The following is a 26,313-nucleotide window of genomic DNA, read 5'->3' on the forward strand; positions in this document are numbered from 1 at the left end:
ACCATGGCTTTCTCATCTCTTGGCATCGATGCCAACGGCGTTGCCTGGCTGACGCTCAACCGCCCGGATGTCCACAACGCCTTCGACGATCACTTGATTGCCGAACTGAACGCCCACCTTGATGAGCTGCATACCCTGGCACAGCAAGGTGAAGTGCGCGCGGTGGTACTGGGTTCGGAGGGCAAGAGCTTCTCGGCCGGGGCGGACCTTAACTGGATGAAGCGCATGGTCGATTACGACCTCGACGATAACCTCGCCGATTCGCGCAAGCTCGCAAAGCTCATGCATGGGCTTGATAGCCTGCCCTGCCCTAGCGTCTGCCGCGTTCAGGGCGCGGCCTTTGGTGGCGCGGTGGGCCTGGCGGCGTGTTGCGATGTGGTAATCGCCTCCGAAAAGGCCAAGTTCTGCCTCTCGGAGGTCAAAATCGGCCTTTCACCCGCCGTTATCAGCCCTTACGTTCAGCGCGCCCTCGGCGAGCGCCAAATGCGCCGCTACGCGTTGACCGCCGAGGTCATGGATGCCACGACCGCGCTCAACCTCGGCCTTGCGCACCAAGTCGTCGCCGCGGAGGAGTTCGACGCTGCCGTCGACGCCATGCTGACAACGCTGCTCGCCGGCTCCCCACAAGCCCAGCGCGCGACCAAGGCCTTGCTAGCGAGCGTGGCAAAGGAACCGGATTCCGAGGCGACCCGTGAGCACACCTGCCAAGTCATTGCGCGCCTGCGGGTAAGCGATGAGGGTCAGGAGGGTCTTGCCAGCTTCTTCGACAAACGCCGCCCGGCCTGGGTTGAACATCACAATAACGCCACGGAGCCCCGTTCATGACCACTCAAGTGAACAAGTTCGATACCCTGCTGATCGCCAACCGTGGCGAAATCGCCTGCCGCGTGATGCGCACCGCCCGCCGTCTGGGGCTGAAAACCGTCGCGGTCTATTCGGATGCCGACGCTACGGCCCGCCATGTGCGTGAAGCCGACGAAGCGGTGCGCCTAGGCCCTGCCTCGGCGCGCGAGAGCTACCTTAACGTCGATGCCGTGATTGAAGCGGCCAAGCGCACCGGCAGCGGCGCCATTCACCCCGGCTACGGTTTTCTCTCCGAAAACGGTGCCTTTGTTAACGCCCTCGATCAGGCCGGCATTACCTTTGTCGGCCCGCCCGCCTCGGCAATCGCCGCCATGGGCGACAAATCCTCCGCCAAGGCGCGCATGCATAACGCCGGTGTCCCGCTGGTGCCAGGCTACCACGGCGACGACCAAGACGATGCTCTGTTGCGCGCGGAAGCCGACAAAATCGGCTACCCGGTGATGCTCAAAGCCAGCGCCGGCGGTGGCGGCAAAGGCATGCGCGTGGTTGAGTCGGGTGACGGCTTCCAAGCCGCGCTCGATGGCTGCCGCCGCGAGTCAAAAGCCGCCTTTGGCGATGACCGCATGCTGATCGAGAAATACCTCGTTCAGCCGCGCCACGTCGAAGTCCAGGTATTCTGTGATACCCACGGCAATGGTGTTTACCTCTTCGAGCGCGACTGCTCTGTGCAGCGCCGCCATCAAAAAGTCCTCGAAGAAGCGCCCGCACCCGGCATGACACCCGAGCTACGCCGCGAGATGGGCGAAGCGGCCGTTCGCGCCGCTCAAGAGATCCATTACGTTGGCGCGGGTACGGTCGAATTTCTGCTCGACGCTGACGGCTCGTTCTACTTCATGGAGATGAACACCCGTTTGCAGGTCGAGCACCCGGTCACCGAGATGATTACCGGGCAAGACCTGGTCGAGTGGCAACTGCGCGTGGCCATGGGCGAGCGCCTGCCGCTGAACCAAGATGAACTCACCATCACTGGCCATAGCTTCGAGGCGCGCCTCTACGCCGAAGATCCCGAGCAGGACTTTCTGCCTGCCACCGGTCGGCTTGAGCGCTTCGCGCTGGATTTGGCCGGTGCCGGTTTGGCGCCCGATCAGGTCCGGCTGGACAGTGGGGTCGAAAGCGGCGATGTGGTCTCCATGCACTACGACCCGATGCTCGCCAAGCTGATTGTTCACGGCGCCGACCGCGATGCGGCTCTGGCGACCCTCAACCGGGCGCTGGCCGCACTCGATGTGCAGGGCGTGGTCACCAACCGCGCATTCCTACAGCGCCTGGCCACTCACCCCGGCTTCAAGAACCTTGAGCTCGATACCCGCTTTATCGAGCGCAATGAAGCGACGCTGTTTGCGCCCAAAGCGTATCGCCTGGAAGAGTACGCCAGCGCGGCGCTGATTGGTCTTGGCCAACTCGCCCGCGAGTGCGAAAGCGACTCGCCTTGGGATCGCCACGACGGCTTTCGCTTGAACGCCCCGCACACCATTCGCATTGCCCTTTGCGACCCGGCCTCTGTTCAGGCTGACGACAGCGATGCCGTGGTGGTCGTCGAAGGCACCCGAGAGAGTGACGCGGACCCGTGGAACTTGACGCTCACCGGGGGCAGCGTGGATGGCGCGACCCTGACTGCCCGGCTTCAGCAGCTCGATGGCGACGCGGTTGCCGTCACGCTAAACGGCCACCGCCGTCGCCTGCAGGCGCGCCGCGATGGCCATGTGGTGGTGCTCTCGGATCCGGCGGGCGAAACGCGCCTCTTCTGGCGCCGCATTGATGCCATCGATCACGGCCACCACGAAGCCGAGTCTACCCTGACCGCGCCCATGCACGGCACCGTGGTGACCCTTCTGGTTGAGCCTGAGCAGCGCGTCGAAAAAGGCATGCCGCTGATGGTGATGGAAGCGATGAAAATGGAGCACACCATGACCGCCCCGGCGGATGGCTATGTCGAATGCTTCCACTTTAACGCCGGTGATACCGTCGGCCAGGGCGATGTGCTTTTGGACTTCGCCGCGGACGCATAAGGCCACTATCAAGGAGAGCATCGATGACCCTTCCTTCTTCCGTACGCCTTTTCGAGATGGCGCCGCGTGACGGGCTGCAGAACGAGCCCGGCGCCCCGGTGCCCACCGCGACCAAAATCGAGCTGGTTGAGCGCCTAGCGAAAGCCGGCATGTCCCACATTGAAGCGGCGAGCTTTGTCTCGCCCAAGTGGGTACCGCAGATGGGCGATGCCACCGAGGTAATGACCGGTATCAACCGACGTCCCGGCGTGGTCTACTCTGCGCTTACGCCCAACCTGAAAGGGCTGGAAAACGCCCTGGCGGCCAAAGCCGATGAAGTGGCGGTGTTCGGCGCCGCCTCGGAGGCGTTTTCACAGAAAAACATCAACTGCTCGGTGAGTGAGTCGCTTGCCCGTTTTGAACCGGTGCTGGAGCGTGCCCGTGAGGCCGGCGTGCGGGTACGCGGCTACGTCTCCTGCGTACTCGGCTGCCCCTACGAAGGCGACATTGCCCCGGCCAAGGTCGCAGAGGTGGCCAAAGCGCTGTACGACATGGGCTGCTACGAAATTTCCCTGGGCGATACTATCGGCGTAGGGACGCCGCTGGCCGCCAAGCGCATGATAGACGCCGTGAGTCGTGAAGTGCCCATGGCATGCCTGGCGGCCCACTTTCACGACACCTACGGTCAAGCGCTGGCCAACCTCTACGCCGTGCTGGAAGAGGGTGTGAGCGTGATCGACGCCTCGACCGCCGGCCTTGGCGGCTGCCCTTACGCCAAGGGCGCCTCAGGCAACGTGGCCACCGAGGACGTGCTTTATCTGCTCAAAGGGTTAGGCATTGAGACCGGCATCGACCTGCAAGCCGTGATCGACACCGGCTATTGGATCACCGCCGAACTGGGCCGTACGCCGAGCTCTAAAGTGGCGCTGGCCAGAGGATGCTCGACGTCGTAATGCCTTTAACCAAGAAAAAAGACAACAGGACACCGCGGACAACGCTTCTTTCTATACGCTTTTAAGACTCTGTTTCTAAGAACCTGTTTCTAAGAACCTGTTTCAAAGACTTTGTTTCTAGGAGCCTGTTTTTTAAAACCGTTTCTTAAGACACTATTAACGAACACAACAAGACGTTGGAGAGACACTCATGGCTTCACAACCACAAGCGCCTACGCTACCCAGCTATACCAGCAGCACCGCGGACAAGCCGCTGCTGGGTATGACCATCGGCGATAAGTTCGACCAGATTGTCGCCCAATATCCCGATAACGACGCGCTGATTGTCCTGCACCAGGATATCCACTGGACCTACCGACAGCTGCAGGAGGAAGTCAATCGTGTCGCGCGTGGGCTTTTGGCGCTCGGCGTGCAAAAGGGTGATCGTGTGGGCATCTGGGCGCCCAACTGCAGCGAGTGGACGCTGACCCAGTTTGCCACCGCCAAGATTGGCGCGATTCTGGTCAACATTAACCCAGCCTACCGTACCCACGAGCTGGAGTATGCGTTGAACCAGTCCGGCGCGCGCTTTTTGATCACCGCCGACAGCTTCAAATCCTCTGACTATCGCGGCATGATCGTTGAACTCGCCCCTGAGCTTAAGGCGAGCGCCGAAGGCAAGCTCAAAGCCCAAAAGCTGCCCGAGCTTGAGGGGGTGATCAATCTAAGCACCGAGAAGTTTGACGGTATGTGGCGCTGGCAAGACCTGCTGGATCACGCCAATCAGGTGAGCCAAACCGACGTCGATGACCTACAGGCCACGCTGCAATTCGACGATCCTATCAATATTCAGTACACCTCAGGCACCACGGGCTTTCCCAAAGGTGCGACCCTCTCGCACCACAACATTCTCAACAACGGCTTTTTCGTCGCCGAAAGCATGGGCTTTACCAGCGACGATCGCCTGGTGATTCCGGTGCCCCTCTACCACTGCTTCGGCATGGTCATGGGCAACCTGGGCTGCATGACCCACGGCGCGGCGATGATCTACCCCGGTGAGGGCTTTGACCCGGAAGCGGTACTCAAGGCCGTTCACGCTCAGCGCGCGACCGCCCTTTACGGCGTGCCTACCATGTTCATCGCCGAGCTGGATCACCCGGAGTTTGAAAGTTTCGATCTCTCTACCCTGCGTACCGGCATCATGGCGGGTTCTATCTGCCCGGCTGAAGTCATGAAGCAGGTCATCGAAAAGATGAACATGAAGGGCGTGCAGATCGCCTACGGCATGACCGAGACCAGCCCGGTTTCCACCCAGACTGGCGCCGACGACAGCATTGAAAAGCGCGTCTCGACCGTGGGCCGCACTCAGCCGCACCTTGAGACCAAAATTGTCGATCCCGGCAGCGGCGGCATTCTTCCGCGTGGTGAAATCGGCGAGCTCTGCACCCGTGGCTATAGCGTGATGCTGAAGTACTGGAACAATGAAAAAGCCACCGATGAAGCCATCGATGAAGCGGGCTGGATGCATACCGGCGACTTGGCCACCATGGATGAAGAGGGCTACCTTCAGATCGTTGGCCGCATCAAGGACATGGTGATTCGCGGCGGTGAGAACGTCTATCCCAAAGAGATCGAGGAGTTTCTTTACACCCACCCCGCGGTGTCGGAAGTCCAAGTGACTGGCGTGCCGGACAAGAAATATGGCGAGGAGTTGATTGCCTGGGTCAAGTTGAACGGCAAGCAGAGCGTGACCGACGAAGACCTGCGCGAATTCTGCAAGGGCAAAATCACCCACTTCAAGATTCCGCGCTACTTCAAGTTTGTCGACGAGTTCCCGATGACGGTGACCGGCAAGATCCAGAAGTTCAAAATGCGTGAAATCTCCATCGAAGAGCTTGGCTTGGAGAAGTGATGACGCTTTCGCATCACTACCAACAGCATTTAAGCGTTGAAGACGTGCTCGGCCAAGTGGCCGAGCACTTCCCTGCGGGTCCATCGTTTTTTGAACTAGCCCCGCTTGATCAGCTGCATATTGGCGGCATCAAAGCTTCCGCCCGGCTAATCGATTTGCTCGATGCCCAAACCCACCCGCGCGTGCTGGATATTGGCGCCGGCGTGGGTGGGCTAATGCGCCAAGCAGCAGAGGTAGGGTTTGAGTTAGTGGGGTTGGATATTACCCACGGGTTTAACCGCTTAAACCAGGGCCTATCTGCGCTCTCCAAGCTTGAAAACCGGGCTCAGTGCGTCACGGGTGATGCCACCCATCTACCGTTTGCCGATGCTAGCCTGGATGCCGTGCTGTTTCAGCACAGCTTTCTGAATATGCCCGACGGCCCGATGGTGCTTAAGGAGTGCCGACGGGTGCTGCGCCCCGGCGGTCGTTTGGTGATGCACGAAGTCGTCAGCGGCCCCAACAGCGATGCGATGACCTATCCGGTGCCATGGGCCGAGGATAGCGCCCACTCACACCTTGTGAGCGCTGATACCCTCAAAACCCAACTGAGCGAGGCGGGATTTTCCCTACTTCACTTCCAAGATTGGAGCCAAGACGCGCTTGCCTGGCGCCAGCGCCAGCGCGAAAAAGAGACGCAAAGCACACGCCAGGCGCGGCTCTCCCCGCAGCTGGTATTTGGCGAGCGTTTTATTACCATGGGGAAAAACCTAGTGACTAACTTGGCAGATGAAGCAATTAAGGTGGTCGAAATCGAAGCGAGTTGCTAGGCTGATGCTCTGGTAATCAAATAAAGCATTTCCGATTTATTGGATTGTCGCCGTGCGTCACCCGGAACGCACTTGGAGTGTCAACGTGAACCGCATCGCCACCACCCTGCTCTGTTGCCTGTTACCGTTAAGCGTTAGCCAAGCCAATGATGATGAATTCGAGGTCGACACCACGGCGTCGCCTCTAGCGTACACGGCCCCCGACAGCGAACTGCTTAAGCTCGACAACGGCGTGATCCTCGAAGGTAGCGATCTCAGCGGTTTAGACACTTACTCGTCTGGCTTTCGCGTTACCGCCGGTTTTTCCCCCTGGTACCTACCCCAACTCGATGTCGGTGCTGAGATTGCGTATCGCGAAAGCGATGAGGTGCCCATCTCCGCGGGCGTCGAATCGCTACTGATGGATACCATGAGCCTTGGCGGCGCCTTAGTCGCCGGCTTGCGTATGGGCACCTTCAGCGTTTATGCCAAATCGGGGCTAACCGAATGGCGTGGAGAAAGCGACAGCGTGCCACAAGGGATGGATGCGGGCGGCACAGCGAGGTTACAGGGAGTGGGGGCCAGCGTCCGGGTCAATCGTCTCGTCAGCCGATTAGAGTACGAACGCATTGACGCGCCAACGCTTAGCCACTTAAACCAGCTAAGTGCCTCCGTGCACTTGCCGTTTTAAGCGCTAAGCGCGACATTATTGGCATTACCCCGTATTACGCAGTCCGGCCGCAATCCCCGCCATGGTCACCATAAGCGCGCGGGAAAGATCGGCACTAATCGCTCCATCGGCATCACGATTACGCTGCAAAAGCTCCGCCTGAAGGCCGTGAAGCGGGTCGATATAGGGGTTGCGCACATCAATCGCTTGGCGAATTAACGGTGTGTTCTCCAACAGCGCCTCCTGCTGTAGCACTTCCAATACCGCTTCCTCCAAGCTTTCAAAACGCTCGCGCAGTTTCTTTCCCAGTGCCTTAAGTGCCGGCTCATCAACCAAGCGGTGCTCGTAGTAGGCCGCGATGCCCACGTCCGCTTTAGCCAACAGCATCTCAAGCATATCTAGGTAGGTGCCAAAAAATGGCCACTGGTTGCGCATCTCCTGCAGCACTTCACGCCCACCGGGCTGCTCTAAGCGCCGCGCGAACGCTTCGCCGCTCCCCAGCCACGCCGGCAGCATCAGGCGGATCTGCGTCCAGGCGAAAATCCACGGGATCGCCCTCAGGGTTTCCACTCCCCCGTCTTGACGGCGTTTGGTCGGGCGCGACCCCAGCGGCAACCTTCCCAGCGCGCCTTCTGGCGTGACCGCGCGGAAATAGGGCACAAAATCAGGGTCCTCGCGCACCACTTTAACGTAGGCGGCGTGGGCGATCTCGGCGAGCTGGTCCATCTCTTCACGCCAGTGCGGCTCCGGCGCCGGCGGTGGCAAAAGCGTCGCTTCGAGCACCGCGCAGGCATAAATTTCCATCGAGCGCAGCGCGATATCGGGTTGGCCGAACTTAAAGCGAATCATCTCGCCTTGCTCGGTGACCCGTAGGCTACCGTTCACCGAGCCCGGCGGCTGGGAAAGAATCGCCGCGTGGGCGGGGCCGCCACCGCGTCCGACCGTACCGCCGCGACCGTGGAAGAGGGTGAGATCCACGCCGTGCTGGTCGCATACGTTGACCAGCGCTTCCTGCGCGCGATACTGCGCCCAGGCGGCGGCGAGCTGTCCGGCGTCTTTGGCCGAATCGGAGTAACCGATCATCACTTCTTGGCGGTCGTGGATCAATGTCCGGTAGCCCGGCAGCGCCAATAGCTGGTCGATCACCTCACCGGCATGATCCAGGTCGTTGAGGGTTTCAAAAAGCGGCGCGATGGGCAGCCCGACTTGGCCGCCGACCTCTTTCATCAGCAGCGCCACGGTAAGTACATCCGAAGGCTCCGCCGCCATGGAGATAATATAGGTGCCGAGGGCTTCGCAGTGCTCTTGGGCGATAACCTTGAAGGTATCCAGTACCTCGCGGGACTCGGCGGAGCAGCCCCAGCGGCGCGGGATAAGCGGGCGCTGCGACTCAAGCTCCGCGAGCAAAAAGCGCTGGCGCTGAGATTCATCCCACTGTTGGTAGTGCCCAAGCCCCAACGCCTCGGTCAACTCCTCCATCACCTGCGCGTGGCGGCTTGCCTCTTGGCGCAAGTCGAGCTTGGCGAGCGTCACGCCGAACACCGCGACGCGGCGCAAGGTATCGAGCAAGGCACCGTTGGCAATGGTGTCGAGCCCCACATCGCACAGCGAGCGATAGCAGGCCAGAAGCGGCGCGTAGAGCTGGTCACGGGTTTCAATAATGGGGCCGCCCTCAAAGCTGCGGCCATCAAGGCGCGCCTTGGCCCAGTCGCGGGTATTTTCCACCCGCACCAGTAAGCGCTTTAATAGCTCACGGTAGGGCTCGGTGACGTCGCCTACTTCGGCTCTGAGTGCGCTATTCGCTTTCCACATCGAGAGCTCGGTTTTGAGCTGCTCCAGATCCCGCAGGTAGAGATCGGCCGCCATCCAGCGACCCAACAGCAGTACCTCGCGGGTCACCTTGGCGGTCACGTTGGGGTTGCCGTCACGATCGCCGCCCATCCAAGAGGCAAAGCGAAGCGGCGCGGCATCCAGCGGCAGGCGTTCGCCCGCGGTATCCAGCAGCAGGTTATCCAGGTCGCGATGGAAATCGGGTACCGCTTGCCACAGCGAGTTTTCGATCACGGCAAAGCCCCACTTGGCTTCGTCCACCGGTGTGGGGCGCTCATGGCGGATTTCATCGGTATGCCACGCTTGGCTGATCAGCTCTTCCAAGCGGCCCTGGGCGCGAATGCCACGCTCGGGATACTCCCCCGAACTCTCGATCGCGGTTAAGCAGTCATCGATGGCATCGTACTTTTGAATCAGCGTGCGGCGGATCACCTCGGTGGGGTGCGCGGTCAGCACGAGCTCAACGCGCATGTTGGCCAGCGTTTCCACCAATTTGCGCGGTGAATGCCCCGCCTGCTTGGCGCGGGATAACAGCTCGCCCAGCGCCGGCTGGGTGCCGGGTTTGTAATCCTCCACGCGGCGAAAACGCGCGCGATAGTGCTGCTCCGCGATATTGGCAAGGTTCAGAAACTGATTGAACGCGCGGGTAACCGGCAGCAGGTCGTGCTCGGGGAGTTGGCGCAAATACTCAATAAGCTCTCGCTGGCGCAGCGAATCTCCTTGGCGTCCCTGCTTGGCGTGAGCCCGTATCGCTTCGATTTTATCGACGAAGGATTGGCCTAAATCATCGGCAATGGTGCGGCCTAGGCTATCACCGAGAATGCGCACATTGTCGCGCAGCGATTCGTGTAAATCGTGACTCATGGCATGGCCTCCTTGCTGGGGTCGCATAGCATGTTAAACATCAAGCGCCTTTGGGTTCTTGGGCTTTGGCTGCTTGCCAGTAGGCTTCCATCTCATCGAGAGAGGCCTCAGCCAAGGGACGGCCCTGGACTGCCAAGGCCCGTTCGACATGGTGAAAGCGACGCTCGAACTTGCTGTTGGTGGCGCGCAGGCACTGCTCGGGGTCGGCCTTGAGCGTGTGCGCCAGATTGGTCACGGCAAACAGCAAATCGCCCACCTCTTCCCGCGCGTGTTGGTTCTCGCCGGCGTTAAGCGCGGCTTCGACTTCATCGATCTCTTCGCGAATTTTGGCCAGCACCCCGTGCGCATCGGGCCACTCAAACCCGACCCGCGCGGCGCGTTTGGAAAGCTTAGCCGCACGTGAAAGCGCCGGCAGCGTTCGCGGTACGTCATCTAGCACCGAAGAGGAGTGCGCGCTACGCTCAGCGCGCTCGTCGGCCTTCAGTGCTTCCCAACGGCGTTTCACGTCTGTGGACTGAACGTCATCCGCATTAACGCCGGGCGGGCGCCGCGACGCTAGCGTGCCATCAGGGAAGACATGCGGGTGGCGGCGCAGCATTTTTTTGACCAACGTATCGACGATATCGCCAAAGTCAAAACGCCGCTCCTCGGCGCCGAACTGCGCGTAGTAGACCACCTGAAAGAGTAAATCCCCCAGTTCACCGGGGAGTTCATCAAAGGCACGTCGTTCGATCGCATCGGCGACCTCATAGGCCTCTTCCAGGGTATGCGGCACGATACTGTTCCAATCCTGCTTGATATCCCACGGACAGCCTTGATCAACGTCGCGCAGCACCCGCATCAGTGTCAGCAGATCCTCTAACTGGTAATGCATCAGGCGCCTCCTTTGCGGGTACTTTTGTCCGGGTCGGCGTTGCGCAGCCGCCGCACTTCGGTGACGTTGGGTAGCTGCTGAATACGGGAAAACAGCCGCCCAAGCGCCTCCAGCCCATCGACTTCCAGCGTGATACGCAGGCGAGCGGTGCCTTCGTCGGTATCGGTGAGCGTGTTGACGGCGAGCACGTTGACCTTTTCATTGCCCAGAAGCCCTGTGACATCGCGCAAGAGCCCAGAGCGGTCCCAGGCTTGAATCTCAATGGTCACCGGATAGCGCGTATGCGACTGCTCGCCCCACTCGACTTCAATGATGCGCTGCGGCTCATCGACGCGCAATTGCAAAATATTGGGGCAGTCTTCGCGGTGTACCGTGACCCCGCGCCCTTGCGTGATGAAGCCCACAATCGGCTCACCCGGCACCGGGCGGCAACAGTTCGCCATGCTGGTCTTCAAGTTGCCCACGCCCAGTACGGTAATATCGCTTTTGTTGGCTTTGCTTGACTGGCGCTTGGGCTTGGCCAGCAAGCGGTCGAGCTGCTCTTGATCGTCGGTTTCACCAAACAGGTGCTGGGCTTGGTTCAGCACCTGCCCGATGCGCAGATCCCCCGCGCCAAGCGCAGCGTACATATCCTCGGCGCTAATGTAGTTGACCGCCGCCGCTAAGCGCTTAAGGTCAAGCCCTTCGACATCCAGGCGTTTCATCTCGCGCTCAAACAGCGCCCGCCCTTCGTCGATATTTTGATCCCGCGCCTGGTGTTTAAACCAAGCTTGGATCTTGGCCCGCGCGCGGGAGGTGCGCACATACCCTAGGCTTGGGTTAAGCCAGTCGCGGCTCGGCCCGCCTTTACTGGCGGTGAGAATCTCGACCTGCTGCCCGGTTTTGAGCTTGTAGGTCAGCGGCACAATGCGCCCGTTGACCTTGGCGCCGCGACAGCGGTGGCCGATCTCGGTGTGTACCCGGTAAGCAAAATCGATCGGCGTGGCGATCCGTGGCAAGTCGATCACATGCCCGTCCGGGGTGAACACATAGATACGATCGGGCGCTACATCGCTTGAGAGCCCCTCGCGCAGATCGCCAAAGTCGCCCACCTCGTCCTGCCACTCCAATACCTGACGCAACCAAGCGATTTTTTCTTCGTAACTGCGGCTTTTGGCGTTGGTATCGTGGCCCTTATAGCGCCAGTGGGCGCATACCCCAAGCTCGGCTTCATCGTGCATGGCAAAGGTTCGGATCTGGATTTCCAGCACCTTGTTTTCGGGTCCGATCACCGCCGTGTGCAGCGACTGGTAGCCGTTGCGCTTAGGGTTGGCGATGTAATCATCGAACTCGCTAGGCACATGATGCCAGCGCGAATGCACGATCCCCAGCACGGTGTAGCAGTCGGTGACTTCCGGCACCAGCACGCGCACGGCTCGGATGTCGTGGACCTGGGAAAAGTCGATCCGCTTGCGCTTCATTTTGCGCCAGATGGAGTAGATGTGCTTGGCACGGCCGCTGACGTCGTAGCGGTGGATGTGCTGCGCCTCCATCAGCTGCTTGAGGGTTTCCACCACATCGTGGATATAGCGGTCGCGGTCGAGTCGCTTTTCCGCCAACTGCTTGGCGATGGTTTTGTAATCGTCTTCATGCAGGTAGCGAAAGGCCAGATCCTCAAGCTCCCACTTGATTTGCCCAATCCCTAAGCGGTGCGCCAACGGCGCATAGATATCGGCCACTTCCCGCGCGACTTGCAAGCACTTTTCTAGCGGCGCGTCCTTGACCTGACGCAGCGCGCAGGTGCGTTCGGCGATCTTAATCAGCGCCACGCGCACGTCATCGACCATGTTCACCAGCATTTTGCGCAGGTTTTCCTGCTGGTTATGCTGGCTCATGCCGTGATTGGGCGTATGCGGGTGGCTTATCGCGGCCATCTGGAGCACACCGTCGATGAGCCCGGCGACCTCGGCGCCAAAGCGCTTGCTCACGGCGTCTAGGCTCAAACGCCCCTCGCGCACGGCGCGGTAGAGTACCGCTGCCTCCAACGCGGGTTGATCGAGCTTGAGTTCGCCAAGAATATCGGCCATCTCAAGCCCCATGCGAAAGCTAGAGCCTGGCGCAAGCCAGGCGCGATGGCCACGCTCGGCTTCCCACTCAAGCGCCTGCGCCAGTTCGCAGGCCTGCGCCAAGCGGTCAGGGTCGCGTAAGCGCACATCCTCCTGCAGACGCGCAAGCCACTGCGGTATGTCGACCCTGCCGCTCGGGGTGAGCGGCTGGTCTTCGCGCACTTTGACCATAATGGTTACTCACCTTCCTCGGTACGCCACTCGCACGGCGTACCCTAAAAATCCTTGCACGGGGGTTGCGGGCAGCTGAACGACTTACACCGGCGGCTCTAAAAGCATTAGCGTTTCCATGTGCGCGGTATGCACAAACATATCCGCCACGGCGACACGGGCAATGCGGTAGCCTCCATGCACAAGGTGTGCCGCATCGCGGGCAAGCGTCGCCGGATCACAAGAAACGTAGGCAACCCTTGGGCGCGGCGCTTCTGGGGCGGGCTTGGCTAACGCCCGGCAGACACTCTCGGCGCCGCTGCGCGGCGGATCAAGAATCACCGCGTCCGCCGCTGTATCGTGTAGCAATGTCTCCACGCTCTCTCGCGCGTTTAAATCGGCCTGTTGCCCGCTTACCGCCAGCTGATGGCGATGCGCATTGGCGGCTAGGCGGGCCACCATCGCGGGATTACCCTCAACCGCATGCACCTTGGCACCCGACGCGGCCATCGGCAGGCTGAAATTGCCAATCCCGGCAAAGAGGTCGAGCAGGGTTTGTCCCGGTTGCGGAGTAAGCCATTGCATCACCCACCCCACCATCTGCTGGTTCACTTCGGCGTTGACCTGAATAAAGTCGCCCGGTGAGAATGCCAGCGTCAAGGTGTCCCCACGAGGCAGCGTAAGCGTGTCGTTCAACGCCGGAGGCGCACCAAACCAGTGCACTTCGGGACCCTGCTGCTGGCCTTTTGCCTCTTCTTGCGCCTCATCGCTATCGCGCCCGGCGCGCATGCCCAACGCAACGCCTTGCGACCGAGCAAACGCCTGCCAGCGCTCGGCGTCTTGCGGTTGCGCCTTGAGCTGCCTTACCACCACCACGCGAGCCTCGGGTGTCGCGAGTAACTCAATATGCCCCACATCGCGAGGGGACTTAAGTGATCCCAGCACGTCGCGTAGAGGGGCAATGAGCGACTGCAGCTCGGGTACCAACACGTGGCAGCTCGCGATATCCACCAAGCGGTGGCTGCGCTGAGCGCGAAACCCCATTAGCACACGACCGTCTCGATCGACATTCACCCCCAAACGTGCGCGCCGGCGGTACGCATCGCTATCGCTTTTTAGCGTGTCGATATCGCCTTGCCACACAAGGCCTTGGCGCGCCAGCAACTCCCGAACCACTTCGCGCTTGTGCGCGCGCTGCGCCGGTACGCTTAAGTGCTGAAGATCGCACCCGCCGCAGTGACCAAAGTAAGGGCACGGGGGCGTAACGCGCTCGTCTGCTCTTAAGTGAAGCTCACGCACGTGCGCCTCGTCAAAGCGCTTGCGCGTACGGTGAGTGGCGATGCCGACGCGCTCACCCGGTAACGCCTGATCGACAAACACCGCTTTGCCCGAGGGTAAGTGCCCTACCCCGCGACCATCGTGGGCGAGACGCTCAATGGTGAGCACCTGCGCGCTGTCGCCGTGGGATGTTGGTGCTTGCCGAGCACTCTCCTGGCGCGCCAAACCCGACTTATTGGAGGCGGGACGTGGCGGGCGCCGCTTACCCAGCATGGCCATCTAACTCTCCACCTCGGGAGCGAAAAGGCCGGTGGAGAGGTAGCGATCGCCGCGGTCGCAGACGATAAATACAATGGTGGCGTTCTCGCACTGCTCAGCGATACGCAGAGCGCCAGCGAGGCTCCCTCCGGAGGAAACACCGGCTAATATGCCCTCTTCACGCGCCAGCCGACGCATGTGCTCTTCGGCCTCCTCCTGATGGATATCCAGGGTGACATCGACCCTTGGCGACTCAAAAATGGCCGGAAGGTAGGCTTCGGGCCAGCGGCGAATGCCCGGAATGCTGGCGCCATCTGCGGGCTGCAAACCGACAATCTGAACATTGGGGTTTTGCTCTTTAAGGTAGCGCGACACGCCCATGATGGTACCCGTCGTGCCCATGGAGCTGACAAAGTGGGTTACCTGACCGCCCGTTTGCTGCCAGACTTCCGGGCCGGTGGTGCGGTAGTGCGCGAGCGGATTATCCGGGTTGGCGAACTGATCAAGCGGTTTGCCTTCCCCGCGCGCGATCATCGCATTGGCGATATCGCGCGCCTCCTCCATGCCACCCGCTTTGCTGGCCGAAATTAGCTTGGCGCCATAGGCCGCCATGGCCTGCTTGCGCTCCGCCGAGGCGTTTTCCGGCATTACCAGTACCATACGGTAGCCTTTGATCGCTGCCGCCATGGCAAGTGCGATGCCGGTATTCCCCGAGGTGGCTTCTATCAGGGTATCGCCCGGGACAATATCGCCGCGTGCTTCGGCTTGTGTCAGCATCGAGAGCGCCGGACGATCCTTCACCGACCCAGCGGGATTATTGCCTTCTAATTTGGCCAGCAGCGTGTTGTTGCGCCCCGCCGTGATACGCTTTAAGCGTACCAGTGGTGTATTACCCACCACATCTTCGAGCGTGGGGTAGCGCTTGGAATCGTTCATCATGCGTTCCTTCTCATTACCGTTATGCGGCATTATATCGGCGCAAGCCTTGGCTTTACAGGCAACCTCTTTGAATCACCGGGCGTTTTTTCATGTCTTTAAATACTCGACTTCTCTTTGCCTTGATGGGCATTCCGCTGTTTGTCTATGCGGCAATGGCCACGCTTTTGGTGGTGGAGAGCGACCACGCCTCACGTCAAGCGCTTAAAGAGCGCCTGCAGGAGAGCAGCGCGCTCATCGCTCCAAGCCTCGGCCAAGCCCTGGGAAACGACAACGCTGAAACACTGATAGCACTCAGCCAACGCCTACTGGAACAAAATAACCTCCGCACGGTGACGCTTTACAATACCAGCGCAGAGCGATTGCTCTCTCTAGGCCATGCATCACCACCAGGGCCCACCACAGAGCCGCCAGAGACGTTTGAGTTGAATACCGACGCCGCGATTTGGCGCCTTAAGCAGCCGCTAAACGCCGAAGGCTCTACAGCGCCCTTGGGCTGGATGGAGGCGGAAGCCAATACCCGTACACTCACGCTCGGACGCTACCGCTGGATTGCCATATTAAGCCTCGGGGGAATGCTGCTGGGTCTTACGCTGTTTTTATTGGCCTTTGCCATTAGCCGCTTCGCCACCCGCCCCCTCGAGGACGCGAACCTCGCCTTGTACCGTTTATCCCGAGGCGACTACCGCATTCAGCTCCCCCCCGTTTCGGCCCATGAGCATCAGCAGTTAGCCGACAACATCCATACCCTGGCCCAGACAATGCAACGGGCACAGCGGGATATGCAGACTCAGATTGAGCATGCCACGAGCGAATTGCAAGAGTCGATGGAGACCATCGAAGAGCAAAATATCGAGCTCGATATCGCCCACCGCAATGCCCTACGCGCCAACGCGGTCAAATCTGAATTTTTGGCCAACATGAGCCATGAAATACGCACACCGCTCAACGGTATCATTGGTTTTTGCCGCTTGCTCGGTCGCTCCAAACTCAATCAGCGCCAGCAGGAGTGGCTACAGCATGTTCACCGCGCTTGCGACAACCTATTGATGCTGGTTAATGATGTGCTGGACTTCTCCAAGCTAGAAGCCAACCGCCTGACGCTCGAAGAGGCCGATGTTGATATGGTCACACTGATTGACGAGGTCGTCGGCCTGCACGCCCCGGAAGCACAGCGCAAGCAGTTACAGTTGGTGGCGATGGTCTACGACGACATTCCCACGCCGCTGCGGGGGGACCCTCTGCGTTTACAGCAAGTGCTGAGCAATCTGCTCAGTAACGCCATTAAGTTCACCCATGAAGGCGACGTGATCGTGCGGGTGATGCTGGATAACGACAACGACGCCGCATCCGAGCGCGCACAGGCGATGCTGCGCATCAGCGTCAGCGACACCGGCATTGGCTTAACCCCGGCGCAACAAAAGCAGCTCTTCAGGGCATTTACCCAGGCCGAGCCCAGCCACTCACGGGAGTTTGGTGGCAGTGGGCTGGGGCTGACGATTTGCCGTCAGCTCATTGAGCACATGGGGGGCGAAATCAGCGTCGAAAGCGAACCCGGCAAAGGCTCCATCTTCGCGCTCACCCTGCCACTGCTAGCGCCCGGGTCGCAAGAGCGCCCGGTGGAGCTTAACCTGTCTGGCGCTACCCTCTGCCTGCACGAGCCCCACGCGCCAACCCGGTTTGTACTCTCTCATCTCATTGAGCGGTGGAGAGGACAGCCGCGCCCTTTGAGCGCGCTGGAAGCCAGCAAGCTACTGATTATCGGCGCCACCGAGCAAGCGCTTTGCGAGCCTGATGTGAATACGCTGCAATCGATCATCGATGCCGCGCCTTGCCGGGTGCTGGTACTGGCCAACATGGCCAATATCGATGCCGTGAAGCTTGCCTTCCCCCGCGGCGGCGAGCTGCTTGCCAAACCTGTCAGCCGCGCGTCATTCGCCAGTGCGCTGAAACGCCAGCTTGCCTCAGCGCCCCAAGCCGCGCTTCCAACGCCTGTTGAAATCCCCCCTTCCGCGTCCCCACTGCACATGCTGGTGGTCGATGACAATACCTCCAACCGTGAACTGCTCAAGGCGCTGCTGGAACGCGATGCGATGGCGGTCACCACGGCCGAAAATGGGCAGCAGGCGTTAGCCCTAGCCAAAAGCGCCCCTAAGCCCTTTGATATGGTGCTGATGGACATCCGCATGCCGGGGCTGGATGGGGTGCAAACCACTCAGGCACTACGCCGATTGGGCGGGCCTTGGGTATCTTGCCCGGTGGTGGCCGTCACCGCCCATGCCCTTAACCACGAGCGCCAGCAGTGGCTCAACGAAGGACTCGATGACGTGATTATCAAACCCATCGATGAAGCGCAGCTTAATCAGCTGATGCAGCGTTTTTTGGGCGTACCCCTCCACATCCCCACCGCGCCGCAGGCCCTCTCTCCTCAGCCCATACGCGAACCAGAAACGCTGGCCATCGTCGATTTAACTCTAGGGGAGCGGCTTGCCGGGGGCAGCCGCGACCGCGCGCGCGACCTGCTGATCGCCTTGATCGACAGCCTCGACGCAAGCGAAGCGAAGATTCGCCAAGCGGTACAGCAAGAGGATGAAACAGCGCTGCTGGACGCGGTTCATCACCTTAACGGCGCCAGCCGCTACTGCGGCGCGCCCGAGCTTGCACTCTTGGTTGAAACCTTGGAAACACGTTTGCGCACGCGGGGACTGGCGCAAGCCTACCCGCTAATAGCGGATTTGTACGTATCGATGCAGCGCTTACGCGGTGAGCGTTCGCGCTTAACGGCACATAGCTGATCCTGCCACCTTTGAGTGGGCAACCTTTAAAGACGCTCCAGGACCACAAACGCCACGGCGTATTCGGCCTCATCGCTAAGGCTTACATGGCTACTGCCTACTCCCGCGGCGGTAGCACACGCAGCGGCTGCACCATGTAGCTGAAGATAAGGTTTTCCCCGCGTATCGTTGAGGATTTCAATCTCACGCCACTGCATGCCTTGCGTGAGCCCAAGCCCCAGGGCTTTCACAAAGGCCTCCTTGGCGGCAAAGCGCTTGGCAAGAAAGGCCGCCGGCTGCGAATGGCCGGCCAAGCGGCGCTGCTCCTCGGGGCCTAATATCCGCGCTGCAAAGCGTGCCCCATGGCGTGCCATTGCCGCTTCAAAGCGCGCCACGCGGGCGATATCGGAGCCAATACCGACAATCATGCGTGTCCGCAGCAGCCGCCGTGATGCTCGCTGCCCTCATCGTGATCGTGCTCATGGTCGTGGGCATCCAGCGCGGCCATCAGTCCTGCCTCTTGTCCCGCCACCATCAAACGCTTCATCTCGGCCACCGCCTCTTTCAACCCGACAAACAGCGCCCGGGCGATGATCGCATGGCCAATGTTCAGCTCATTGATCCCAGGGATGGCGGCAATCGCCTCGGCGTTGTGATAATGCAGGCCGTGGCCGGCATTAACCACCAGACCGGCTTCGTTGGCTTGATGCGCGGCCTGGGTCAAGCGGTGATACGCTTCGTTAGCCGCCTCGCTCCCCGGCCGCGCCTCGGCAAACTCACCGGTGTGCAGCTCAATCGTGGGAGCCCCGGCACGCACCGCCGCCTCTATTTGCGCCTCATCGGGGTCAATAAAGAGTGACACGTCACAGCCAACCGCCGCCAGCCGCTGGCAGGCCTTGGCAATGGCATCGAAGCCACCCACCACATCCAGCCCCCCTTCGGTGGTCAGCTCTTCGCGTTTTTCCGGTACTAAACAGACATGCGCTGGGCGAACTTCCTCGGCCAGGGCCAGCATCTCCTCGGTAACGGCCATTTCCAGGTTCATGCGCGTATTGAGCACCTCAGCCAGCAGGCGCACGTCGCGCGGCTGGATATGACGGCGATCTTCGCGCAGGTGCACGGTGATGCCATCGGCGCCGGCCTCTTCGGCCAGTAACGCCGCCTGAACAGGGTCGGGATAGCGCGTGCCGCGCGCTTGGCGCAGCGTCGCAATGTGGTCGATATTAACGCCTAACAGAATACGCGGGGGGTGCATAACGCCTCCAAAAAAGAAATATCGCGGCCCCAAGAGGAGCTAGGAAGGGGGAAAAGAGTCGGCGGTGACAGCATGGGCGGAAACCTGGCGCCGCTGAGCCAAATCTAGCATGAGCCGTCGCGAGCGTAGCTCTTGCGACCCCAAAAGCGGCGCCAACGACGCCCGCATTAGCGCTTTTAACGCCTTAGCCAAACCGGCCTCGCGCCAATCTCCCTGCTCAATATAGCGCAGCGTGCGGCCTTCCAAACCGCGCTCAGCGGGAATAAACGCGCGGCTTAGCGCGTCAAATTGGTAGCGACCGTGAGGGTCGAGCGCACCCCCGTCAGGCGTGGCAAAGCGCGGGGTGGCATCCAGCGCTTCAAGCAGCGCCCACTCATAGCGGCGCAGCGCGAGCGCCCGCTCGGCGGGGAGCGGCAGTGCTTCCATCAGCGCGGTGTAGAACGCAAAGACCTCTTCCGCCGGCATCTCAATCGGCAGCAGTCGGGTGGCGATTTCATTGGCGTACAAACCGCACAGCAACCCCTCACCCACGAGCAGCGCCGTTTGCCCCCGCGACTCCATCAACATCAGCCGCTTGAGTTCGCGCTCACCGCGCCAGGTGACAAACAGCGGCGTAAACGGCTGAAGACGCTGGCGCGACTTAGACCCCGGCCTTTGTACGCCATGCGCCACCGCGCGCACACGGCCATGATGGAGCGTTAAAAGGTCAATAAGCGCGCTCGTTTCGCGGTAGGGACGCCGATGGAGCAAAAACGCCGGTTCGGGGGTCATAGCGCCCTCCGTGAGAAACGTCGCCGAAATGAGGTACGCGTCTTAATCGAGATCGTAGCCCAAGCTTTTCAGGGCGCGCTCGTCGTCCGACCACCCTCGTTTTACCTTAACCCACAGGTTCAACATCACCTTGGCTCCCAGCACGCGCTCGATATCCAGCCGCGCTTCCCGACCAATGCTCTTGATGCGCTCACCGTTATCGCCAATCAAGATGACTTTCTGTCCTTGGCGCTCGACCAGAATCAGCGCGCTGATATGGGTCACGCGCTCGGTTTCACGAAACTCTTCGATCTCAACGGTCACCTGATACGGAAGCTCGTCGCCGAGCTGGCGCATGATTTTCTCCCGCACCAGTTCCGCCGCCATAAAACGCAGGCTTTTGTCGGTTATCTGGTCCTCGGGGAAGAAGTGCATGCTCTCAGGCAAGTATTTCGACACTTCTTCCTCAAGGGTATCCACTTGTGTGCCGTGCTTGGCTGAAATCGGCACAATGGCGGCAAAATCCCGGCGCGCGCCGACTTCAGACAGCCAGGGTAAAAGCGTCGCTTTGTCCTGCAAACGATCGACTTTGTTGACCGCCAAAATCACCGGCGCTTTAACGTGCTCAAGGCGCTTTAATACCGCCTGATCCTCATCGCTCCAGCGGGTGCGGTCGATGATGAAGACCACGCAATCCACATCGCGCAACGCCTGGGTGGCCGCTTGATTCATAAAGTGGTTGATCGCTTTATTGCGATCCTTTGACATGATGTGCATGCCAGGGGTATCGACGTAGATATACTGCGCATCGCCGTCGGTTTTAATGCCCATCACCTGGTGGCGCGTGGTTTGCGGCCGCCGTGAGGTGATCGAGACTTTTTGCCCCAAAATACGGTTCATCAGGGTTGATTTGCCCACGTTGGGGCGCCCAACGATGGCCACGAATCCGCACGTTTGGCTCATTGGGTTTCTCCACTTTCGTCAGATGAGGGTTCTAAGTGATTGAGGGCTTCGGCGGCCGCTTGCTGCTCCGCGTGCCGCCGGCTTGGCCCTTTGCCCGTGGTGTGCTCATCAAGCAATTCGATGTGGCATTCAACAGTAAAGGTTTGCGCGTGGGCCTCACCTTTCACCGTCACCACTTCATAGCGAGGCAGTGCCGCTTGGCGTGACTGCAGGAACTCTTGCAGCCGCGTTTTGGGGTCTTTTTGCGTGTCTTGCAGCGAGATATTCGCCAGCCGCTGAGCGTACCAAGTCATCACGCGCTCACGCACGGCGTCCATTCCTGCGTCCAGGTAGATGGCGCCAATCACCGCTTCCACGGCATCGGCGAGAATGGATTCGCGCCGATGGCCGCCGCTTTTCATTTCGCCAGACCCTAATCGCAAGCACTCTCCAAACGCCATCTCGCGGGCCAGCTCGGCAAGCGTTTGCCCCTTCACCAAGCGGGCTCTCAGGCGTGATAGCTGCCCTTCACGGGCTTGGGGAAAGCGTTCAAACAGCGCTTCGGCAATCACAAAGTTGACGATGGAGTCACCCAGAAATTCCAGGCGTTCATTGTTACGACCGCCGTAACTGCGATGCGTCATCGCCAGCTCTAACAGCGAGATATCGTTAAACTCATGGCCAATACGTCGGCAAAAAGTGTTCAAGGGATTACTCACGGTGCTCCTACGTCGTTGACGGTTACCATGGGAGTGACAACCAGTGTTCGCCTCTCAGTTAGGCGCTGATTCATTAACAGAGTAGTGACTATCACCGGTTACTCAATGCGCCGTATGCTGGTGAAACTGGGCAAACCGCCATCCCAGTGCATCCACACCGCGAACGCACGGCCAACGATATTCTCTTCTGGTACAAACCCCCAGTAGCGGCTGTCGTTGGAGTGGTCCCGGTTGTCTCCCATCGTGAAGTAGTGACCTTCTGGCACCACGACGGAACGCAGCTGTGGCCCTGGATCACGCGGATTGTTATAAATTTGGTACTCTGCCTCCCCCATGCTTTCCTCCAGCAAGAGCTGTTGGGGAGACGCCTCGGGGCCTTCTTCTAGCAGTGTCTTGGGCACCATTTCGCCGTTGACATAAAGCTGCTTGCCTTCGTAACGAATAAGATCCCCTGGTAGGCCGACAACGCGCTTGATGAAGTTAATCGCGGGCTCTTCAGGAAAGCGAAACACCATCACATCGCCCCGCTCGGGTTCCGCGACATCGAGTATCTCGGTATGCGTCACCGGCAAGCGTAAACCATAGGCAAATTTATTCACCAGGATAAAATCACCCACTTCAAGCGTCGGACGCATGGAGCCGGAGGGGATTTGAAAAGGCTCAACAACAAAGCTGCGCACCACCAATACGACCAGCAGTACCGGGAAAAAAGAGCGCGCATAGTCCACCGGCCATGGCTCTTTAAGCAGCTTCGCGCGACTTTGCGGATCAAGCCCTTGGGTAGTGGCGGCCTCTGCCTTTTCGGCACGTTCGCGGCGGCGCTGGCGCCAGAACAGCACGTCCAGCAGATAGATGACGCCGGATAGCGCCACGGCGAGGACCAGAAGTAGTGAAAAATCCATGGTGGGGTATCGTCCCTAGTCGTTGACCTTGAGCACGGCAAGGAAAGCATCCTGGGGAATTTCGACACGCCCCACCTGCTTCATGCGTTTTTTACCGGCTTTTTGCTTTTCAAGCAGTTTCTTTTTACGCGTGATATCACCGCCGTAGCACTTAGCCGTGACGTTTTTACGCAGCGCTTTAACCGTGGAACGCGCCACGACTTGCCCACCAATCGCCGCCTGAATCGCCACGTCAAACATCTGACGCGGAATCAGCTCTTTCATTTTTTCCACCAACACCCGTCCGCGTGAGTGGGCGTGATCACGGTGAATAATCACCGCCAGCGCGTCAACTTTATCGCCGTTGATTAAGACATCCAGCCGCACCAGTTTGGCCGCTTCAAAACGCTCGAAATTGTACTCAAGCGAAGCGTAGCCTTTGGAAATCGACTTCAGCCGATCGAAGAAGTCCATGACCACTTCGGACATCGGCAGCTCATAGGTGAGCTGAATTTGGTTACCCAAAAACTGCATGTCGAGCTGGGTTCCACGGCGCTGCTCGCACTCGGCGATGACGTTACCCACAAACTCTTGGGGCACCAGGATACTGGCGCGCACGATGGGTTCGCGCATCTCCTCGACATCGGCCAAATCCGGCAGCTTTGAGGGGTTGGAGACATAGCGCACGTCGCCATTTTTCATCGCCAACTCATACACCACCGTAGGCGCCGTGGTCAGCAGATCGAGGTCATACTCGCGCTCCAAGCGCTCCTGAATGATCTCCATGTGCAGGGTGCCTAAAAAGCCCACGCGGAAACCAAAGCCCAGGGCATCGGAGTTTTCCGGCTCGTACTCAAGCGATGCATCGTTAAGCGCTAGCTTCTCCAATGCGTCGCGAAAGTCTTCGTAGTCATCCGCGCTTACCGGGAACATGCCAGCGTAGACCTGCGGTTTCACTTTCTGGAAACCCGGCAGACGCGCGACGTCCGGTGTTTTGGTGTGGGTGATGGTATCGCCCACGGGCGCACCGTGAATGTCCTTGATGCCGGCGACCAAAAAGCCTACTTCACCGGCGCGCAGAATATTGGTTTCTTTACGCAGCGGCGTAAAAATTCCCACTTCGGTGGCGCCCCAGTCACGGCCCGTGGATTTAATCCGTACTTTGTCGCCCTTGCGCAGTGTGCCGTCAAACAGGCGAATCAGCGATACCACGCCCAAATAGTTATCGAACCAGGAGTCGATAATCAGCGCTTGTAGCGGCGCATCGGGATTGCCCTTAGGCGGTGGGATATCACGAACTAACCGCTCCAATAGCGCGTCAATGCCAATACCGCTCTTGGCTGACACCTGGCAGGCATCGGTGGCGTCAATGCCGATAATCTCTTCCACTTCCTGGGCCACGCGATCGGGGTCCGCCTGCGGAAGATCAATCTTGTTAAGCACGGGCAGCACCTCAAGCCCCTGCTCCACGGCGGTATAGCAGTTGGCCACCGACTGGGCTTCTACCCCTTGTGCGGCATCCACGACCAGAAGTGCCCCTTCACACGCATACAGTGAGCGCGACACTTCATAGGAAAAATCCACATGCCCCGGCGTGTCGATGAAGTTGAGCTGATACACCTGCCCGTCAGGGGCGGTATAATCCAGCGTCACCGACTGCGCTTTAATGGTAATCCCGCGTTCGCGCTCAATGTCCATCGAGTCGAGCACCTGCTCTTTAAGCTCACGCTCGGTAAGCCCACCGCACGTTTGAATCAACCGATCCGATAGCGTGGATTTACCATGGTCAATATGCGCGATGATGGAGAAGTTGCGTATATGCTTGAGTTTTTCGCTGGAATCGTCGTGGGACATTGGGTGTATTCTGCCTTATGAAAGTCATGCGCAGGCGCTAGCAAACGCCACTGCGAAAAATCAATGCGCGAAGATAGCCACAACAATAAACGGGCTATTCCGACAAGAAAGATAGGCGCTATTGTAGCGATATGAGGGGGTGAGGAACAGCAGTCCGGCATTTTTGCCGGACTGCGTGGGAGGTGAGAGAAGTGTAGGCCGCCGGCTACTGTAAGCGCAGCGCCACAAAAAGCGAACGGCCATCACGGTAGAGACGCAGCGGAATGGCGCGATCACTGGGTAGCTGCTCGACGATCTCCACCAGCTCTTGGGCTGACGAGACGCTTTGCTGATCAATGCTGACCAGGATATCTCCCGGGCGAATACCAGCTTGAGCCGCGACACTCTGCGGTTCAACCTCGGTCACCTCAACACCGCCTTGGATATTGAGCTGGTCACGCACCGACTCATCCACTTCACGCACGGCAACCCCTAAACGCACCTGGCTGTTATCGGGTTGACCGGCGCCGGCTTCTTCACTGTTGGGCCAGCTTCCCAGCTCGACCTGCTCGCTCACTTCGCGGCCGTCGCGAAGCACGCGTAGATCCACTTCATTGCCTGGCGCCACGCGCCCAATCAAACGCGGCAAGGTGCTTGAGCGCTCAACGTCTTGGCCGTTGACCTCAAGAATCACATCCCCTGCTTGCAAGCCACCTCGCGCGGCAGGGCCTTCCGGATCAAGATCGGCAATCAGCGCGCCGGCCGGCTTATCCATGCCAAACGACTCGGCCAAGTCACGCGATACCGGCTGAATCATCACGCCCAGCCAGCCACGGTTAACGCGGCCGTCATCGCGCAACTGGTCCGCCACGTCCATCGCGACGTTGATCGGAATGGCGAATGAGAGGCCCATGAAGCCGCCACTGCGGGTGAAGATTTGTGAATTAATCCCCACGACTTCGCCATCCAAATTGAACAGCGGCCCACCGGAATTACCCGGGTTGATCGCCACATCGGTTTGGATAAAGGGCACGTACGCATCGCGTGGCAGCGTGCGGTTGATCGCGCTCACGATCCCCGCGGTAACAGAGTGGTCAAAACCAAAGGGCGAACCGATTGCGGCTACCCACTCCCCGACGTTCAAGTCATCCGAGTCACCCAGGTTTAAAGTGGGAAGACCGGTGGCATCGACTTTTAACAGGGCGATGTCGGTTTGTGGATCCGTGCCGACAATGTCAGCTTCCAGTTCACGCCGATCGTTAAAACGCACCAAGACCTCATCGGCATCCTCCACCACGTGAGAGTTAGTCAGGACATAGCCATCTTCGCTGATCACAAAACCCGAGCCTAACGACTGACGCTCTTCGCTACGCCCCTGTCCTGGACCTTGACCACCCGGCGGCACCGGGAATCGGTCGCCGAAGAAGTGGCGAAATATCTCGGGAATGTCTTGCTCACCGAAGCCGTGGAAGGAGGGGCCACCTCGCCTTTCTATCGTACGGCTAGTGGAAATATTCACAACGCCAGGGGCGGCTTCTTCCACAAGCGTCGTGAAATCAGGCAGCTGCTGAGCCTGGGCGTGGCTGCTTAGGGCCAATAAGGCAACCAAGCAAAACCACAGCGTGGAGGGGAGAATCAAGCGCTTCATGCAAGAGCTCCTAACATCAGGATAAGGCCAAACATGGCCATGGATGAGACAATGAATCATCA

General features: G+C 59.7%; 20 protein-coding genes. 7 read left to right on the plus strand and 13 right to left on the minus strand.

Features of this window, described 5'->3' with window-relative positions:
* Positions 1 to 3 precede the first annotated feature (3 nt).
* The 6 genes from BQ9846_RS12815 to BQ9846_RS12840 all read left to right on the plus strand — a co-directional run bounded on the left by BQ9846_RS12815 (position 4) and on the right by BQ9846_RS12840 (position 7,175).
* Complete coding sequence (locus tag BQ9846_RS12815) at positions 4 to 825, plus strand: enoyl-CoA hydratase/isomerase family protein (protein WP_075881340.1); 822 nt, start codon at positions 4 to 6, stop codon at positions 823 to 825.
* Positions 822 to 2,873 (plus strand): acetyl/propionyl/methylcrotonyl-CoA carboxylase subunit alpha, encoded by a 2,052-nt coding sequence (locus tag BQ9846_RS12820; protein ID WP_075881341.1) that lies wholly within the window; start codon positions 822 to 824, stop codon positions 2,871 to 2,873. Before BQ9846_RS12815 ends, BQ9846_RS12820 begins: the two co-directional genes overlap by 4 nt.
* A gap of 23 nt (positions 2,874 to 2,896) precedes the next feature.
* Positions 2,897 to 3,805 carry a hydroxymethylglutaryl-CoA lyase gene (locus BQ9846_RS12825; protein ID WP_075881342.1) on the plus strand — a complete coding sequence of 303 codons (909 nt, stop codon included), beginning with the start codon at positions 2,897 to 2,899 and terminating at the stop codon, positions 3,803 to 3,805.
* Positions 3,806 to 3,995: 190 nt separating this feature from the next.
* The gene (locus BQ9846_RS12830; RefSeq protein WP_075881343.1) at positions 3,996 to 5,696 is read left to right on the plus strand and encodes an AMP-binding protein; all 1,701 of its coding nucleotides are present in this window, start codon (positions 3,996 to 3,998) and stop codon (positions 5,694 to 5,696) included.
* Positions 5,696 to 6,505, plus strand: a complete 810-nt coding sequence (locus BQ9846_RS12835; protein ID WP_075881344.1) for a class I SAM-dependent methyltransferase — start codon at positions 5,696 to 5,698, stop codon at positions 6,503 to 6,505. The genes BQ9846_RS12830 and BQ9846_RS12835 overlap by 1 nt, the downstream gene beginning before the upstream one ends.
* A 52-nt stretch (positions 6,506 to 6,557) precedes the next feature.
* Positions 6,558 to 7,175, plus strand: coding sequence for a hypothetical protein (locus BQ9846_RS12840; RefSeq protein ID WP_083651575.1), 618 nt, complete (start codon positions 6,558 to 6,560; stop codon positions 7,173 to 7,175).
* Positions 7,176 to 7,199: 24 nt separating this feature from the next.
* On the opposite strand, the gene ppc is transcribed toward BQ9846_RS12840, so the two are convergent.
* The 5 genes from ppc to cysM form a co-directional block, all read right to left on the minus strand.
* Positions 7,200 to 9,848, minus strand: coding sequence for a phosphoenolpyruvate carboxylase (ppc, locus tag BQ9846_RS12845; protein WP_075881346.1), 2,649 nt, complete (start codon positions 9,846 to 9,848; stop codon positions 7,200 to 7,202).
* 40 nt (positions 9,849 to 9,888) lie between these two features.
* Complete coding sequence (gene mazG / locus BQ9846_RS12850; RefSeq protein ID WP_075881347.1) at positions 9,889 to 10,722, minus strand: nucleoside triphosphate pyrophosphohydrolase; 834 nt, start codon at positions 10,720 to 10,722, stop codon at positions 9,889 to 9,891.
* The gene (gene relA, locus BQ9846_RS12855; RefSeq protein WP_075881348.1) at positions 10,722 to 12,998 is read right to left on the minus strand and encodes a GTP diphosphokinase; all 2,277 of its coding nucleotides are present in this window, start codon (positions 12,996 to 12,998) and stop codon (positions 10,722 to 10,724) included. The genes mazG and relA overlap by 1 nt, the downstream gene beginning before the upstream one ends.
* Before the next feature lie 84 nt (positions 12,999 to 13,082).
* Positions 13,083 to 14,534 carry a 23S rRNA (uracil(1939)-C(5))-methyltransferase RlmD gene (gene rlmD / locus BQ9846_RS12860; protein ID WP_075881349.1) on the minus strand — a complete coding sequence of 484 codons (1,452 nt, stop codon included), beginning with the start codon at positions 14,532 to 14,534 and terminating at the stop codon, positions 13,083 to 13,085.
* Positions 14,535 to 15,449 carry a cysteine synthase CysM gene (gene cysM, locus BQ9846_RS12865; protein ID WP_075881756.1) on the minus strand — a complete coding sequence of 305 codons (915 nt, stop codon included), beginning with the start codon at positions 15,447 to 15,449 and terminating at the stop codon, positions 14,535 to 14,537.
* Positions 15,450 to 15,541: 92 nt separating this feature from the next.
* On the opposite strand from cysM, the gene BQ9846_RS12870 reads away from it, so the two are divergent.
* Positions 15,542 to 18,244, plus strand: coding sequence for an ATP-binding protein (locus tag BQ9846_RS12870; protein WP_075881350.1), 2,703 nt, complete (start codon positions 15,542 to 15,544; stop codon positions 18,242 to 18,244).
* Between the two features lie 26 nt (positions 18,245 to 18,270).
* Here the strand turns inward: BQ9846_RS12870 and acpS are convergent, their stop codons facing one another.
* From acpS to BQ9846_RS12910, 8 genes are all read right to left on the minus strand, one after another.
* Complete coding sequence (gene acpS, locus BQ9846_RS12875; protein WP_075881351.1) at positions 18,271 to 18,651, minus strand: holo-ACP synthase; 381 nt, start codon at positions 18,649 to 18,651, stop codon at positions 18,271 to 18,273.
* Positions 18,648 to 19,478: a pyridoxine 5'-phosphate synthase gene (gene pdxJ / locus BQ9846_RS12880; protein WP_075881352.1), complete on the minus strand. Its 831-nt coding sequence runs from the start codon at positions 19,476 to 19,478 to the stop codon at positions 18,648 to 18,650. The genes acpS and pdxJ overlap by 4 nt, the downstream gene beginning before the upstream one ends.
* A gap of 39 nt (positions 19,479 to 19,517) precedes the next feature.
* Positions 19,518 to 20,249 carry a DNA repair protein RecO gene (recO, locus tag BQ9846_RS12885; protein WP_075881353.1) on the minus strand — a complete coding sequence of 244 codons (732 nt, stop codon included), beginning with the start codon at positions 20,247 to 20,249 and terminating at the stop codon, positions 19,518 to 19,520.
* Positions 20,250 to 20,291: 42 nt separating this feature from the next.
* Entirely contained in the window at positions 20,292 to 21,191 is a 900-nt protein-coding gene (era, locus tag BQ9846_RS12890) for a GTPase Era (protein ID WP_075881354.1), read from the minus strand.
* Positions 21,188 to 21,889 (minus strand): ribonuclease III, encoded by a 702-nt coding sequence (gene rnc / locus BQ9846_RS12895; protein ID WP_075881355.1) that lies wholly within the window; start codon positions 21,887 to 21,889, stop codon positions 21,188 to 21,190. The genes era and rnc overlap by 4 nt, the downstream gene beginning before the upstream one ends.
* 98 nt (positions 21,890 to 21,987) lie before the next feature.
* Positions 21,988 to 22,791: a signal peptidase I gene (lepB, locus tag BQ9846_RS12900; RefSeq protein WP_075881356.1), complete on the minus strand. Its 804-nt coding sequence runs from the start codon at positions 22,789 to 22,791 to the stop codon at positions 21,988 to 21,990.
* A gap of 15 nt (positions 22,792 to 22,806) precedes the next feature.
* Positions 22,807 to 24,624 (minus strand): translation elongation factor 4, encoded by a 1,818-nt coding sequence (gene lepA, locus BQ9846_RS12905; protein WP_075881357.1) that lies wholly within the window; start codon positions 24,622 to 24,624, stop codon positions 22,807 to 22,809.
* 205 nt (positions 24,625 to 24,829) lie between these two features.
* A complete protein-coding gene (locus tag BQ9846_RS12910) occupies positions 24,830 to 26,251 on the minus strand; it encodes a DegQ family serine endoprotease (RefSeq protein WP_075881358.1) in 1,422 nt (473 codons plus the stop codon).
* Positions 26,252 to 26,313 lie beyond the last annotated feature (62 nt).

The organism is Vreelandella massiliensis (assembly GCF_900155385.1).
Classification (GTDB): domain Bacteria; phylum Pseudomonadota; class Gammaproteobacteria; order Pseudomonadales; family Halomonadaceae; genus Vreelandella; species Vreelandella massiliensis.

What these genes read in the sequence shown, in the direction of transcription:
- lepA (WP_075881357.1), bottom strand. Translation starts at nt 24,624, where the DNA reads ATGTCCCACGACGATTCCAGCGAAAAACTCAAGCATATACGCAACTTC.
- relA (WP_075881348.1), bottom strand. Translation starts at nt 12,998, where the DNA reads ATGGTCAAAGTGCGCGAAGACCAGCCGCTCACCCCGAGCGGCAGGGTC.
- pdxJ (WP_075881352.1), bottom strand. Translation starts at nt 19,478, where the DNA reads ATGCACCCCCCGCGTATTCTGTTAGGCGTTAATATCGACCACATTGCG.
- lepB (WP_075881356.1), bottom strand. Translation starts at nt 22,791, where the DNA reads ATGGATTTTTCACTACTTCTGGTCCTCGCCGTGGCGCTATCCGGCGTC.
- BQ9846_RS12835 (WP_075881344.1), top strand. Translation starts at nt 5,696, where the DNA reads ATGACGCTTTCGCATCACTACCAACAGCATTTAAGCGTTGAAGACGTG.
- era (WP_075881354.1), bottom strand. Translation starts at nt 21,191, where the DNA reads ATGAGCCAAACGTGCGGATTCGTGGCCATCGTTGGGCGCCCCAACGTG.
- BQ9846_RS12910 (WP_075881358.1), bottom strand. Translation starts at nt 26,251, where the DNA reads ATGAAGCGCTTGATTCTCCCCTCCACGCTGTGGTTTTGCTTGGTTGCC.
- mazG (WP_075881347.1), bottom strand. Translation starts at nt 10,722, where the DNA reads ATGCATTACCAGTTAGAGGATCTGCTGACACTGATGCGGGTGCTGCGC.
- BQ9846_RS12830 (WP_075881343.1), top strand. Translation starts at nt 3,996, where the DNA reads ATGGCTTCACAACCACAAGCGCCTACGCTACCCAGCTATACCAGCAGC.
- recO (WP_075881353.1), bottom strand. Translation starts at nt 20,249, where the DNA reads ATGACCCCCGAACCGGCGTTTTTGCTCCATCGGCGTCCCTACCGCGAA.
- acpS (WP_075881351.1), bottom strand. Translation starts at nt 18,651, where the DNA reads ATGATTGTCGGTATTGGCTCCGATATCGCCCGCGTGGCGCGCTTTGAA.
- BQ9846_RS12825 (WP_075881342.1), top strand. Translation starts at nt 2,897, where the DNA reads ATGACCCTTCCTTCTTCCGTACGCCTTTTCGAGATGGCGCCGCGTGAC.
- BQ9846_RS12815 (WP_075881340.1), top strand. Translation starts at nt 4, where the DNA reads ATGGCTTTCTCATCTCTTGGCATCGATGCCAACGGCGTTGCCTGGCTG.
- ppc (WP_075881346.1), bottom strand. Translation starts at nt 9,848, where the DNA reads ATGAGTCACGATTTACACGAATCGCTGCGCGACAATGTGCGCATTCTC.
- BQ9846_RS12820 (WP_075881341.1), top strand. Translation starts at nt 822, where the DNA reads ATGACCACTCAAGTGAACAAGTTCGATACCCTGCTGATCGCCAACCGT.
- rlmD (WP_075881349.1), bottom strand. Translation starts at nt 14,534, where the DNA reads ATGGCCATGCTGGGTAAGCGGCGCCCGCCACGTCCCGCCTCCAATAAG.
- BQ9846_RS12870 (WP_075881350.1), top strand. Translation starts at nt 15,542, where the DNA reads ATGTCTTTAAATACTCGACTTCTCTTTGCCTTGATGGGCATTCCGCTG.
- cysM (WP_075881756.1), bottom strand. Translation starts at nt 15,449, where the DNA reads ATGAACGATTCCAAGCGCTACCCCACGCTCGAAGATGTGGTGGGTAAT.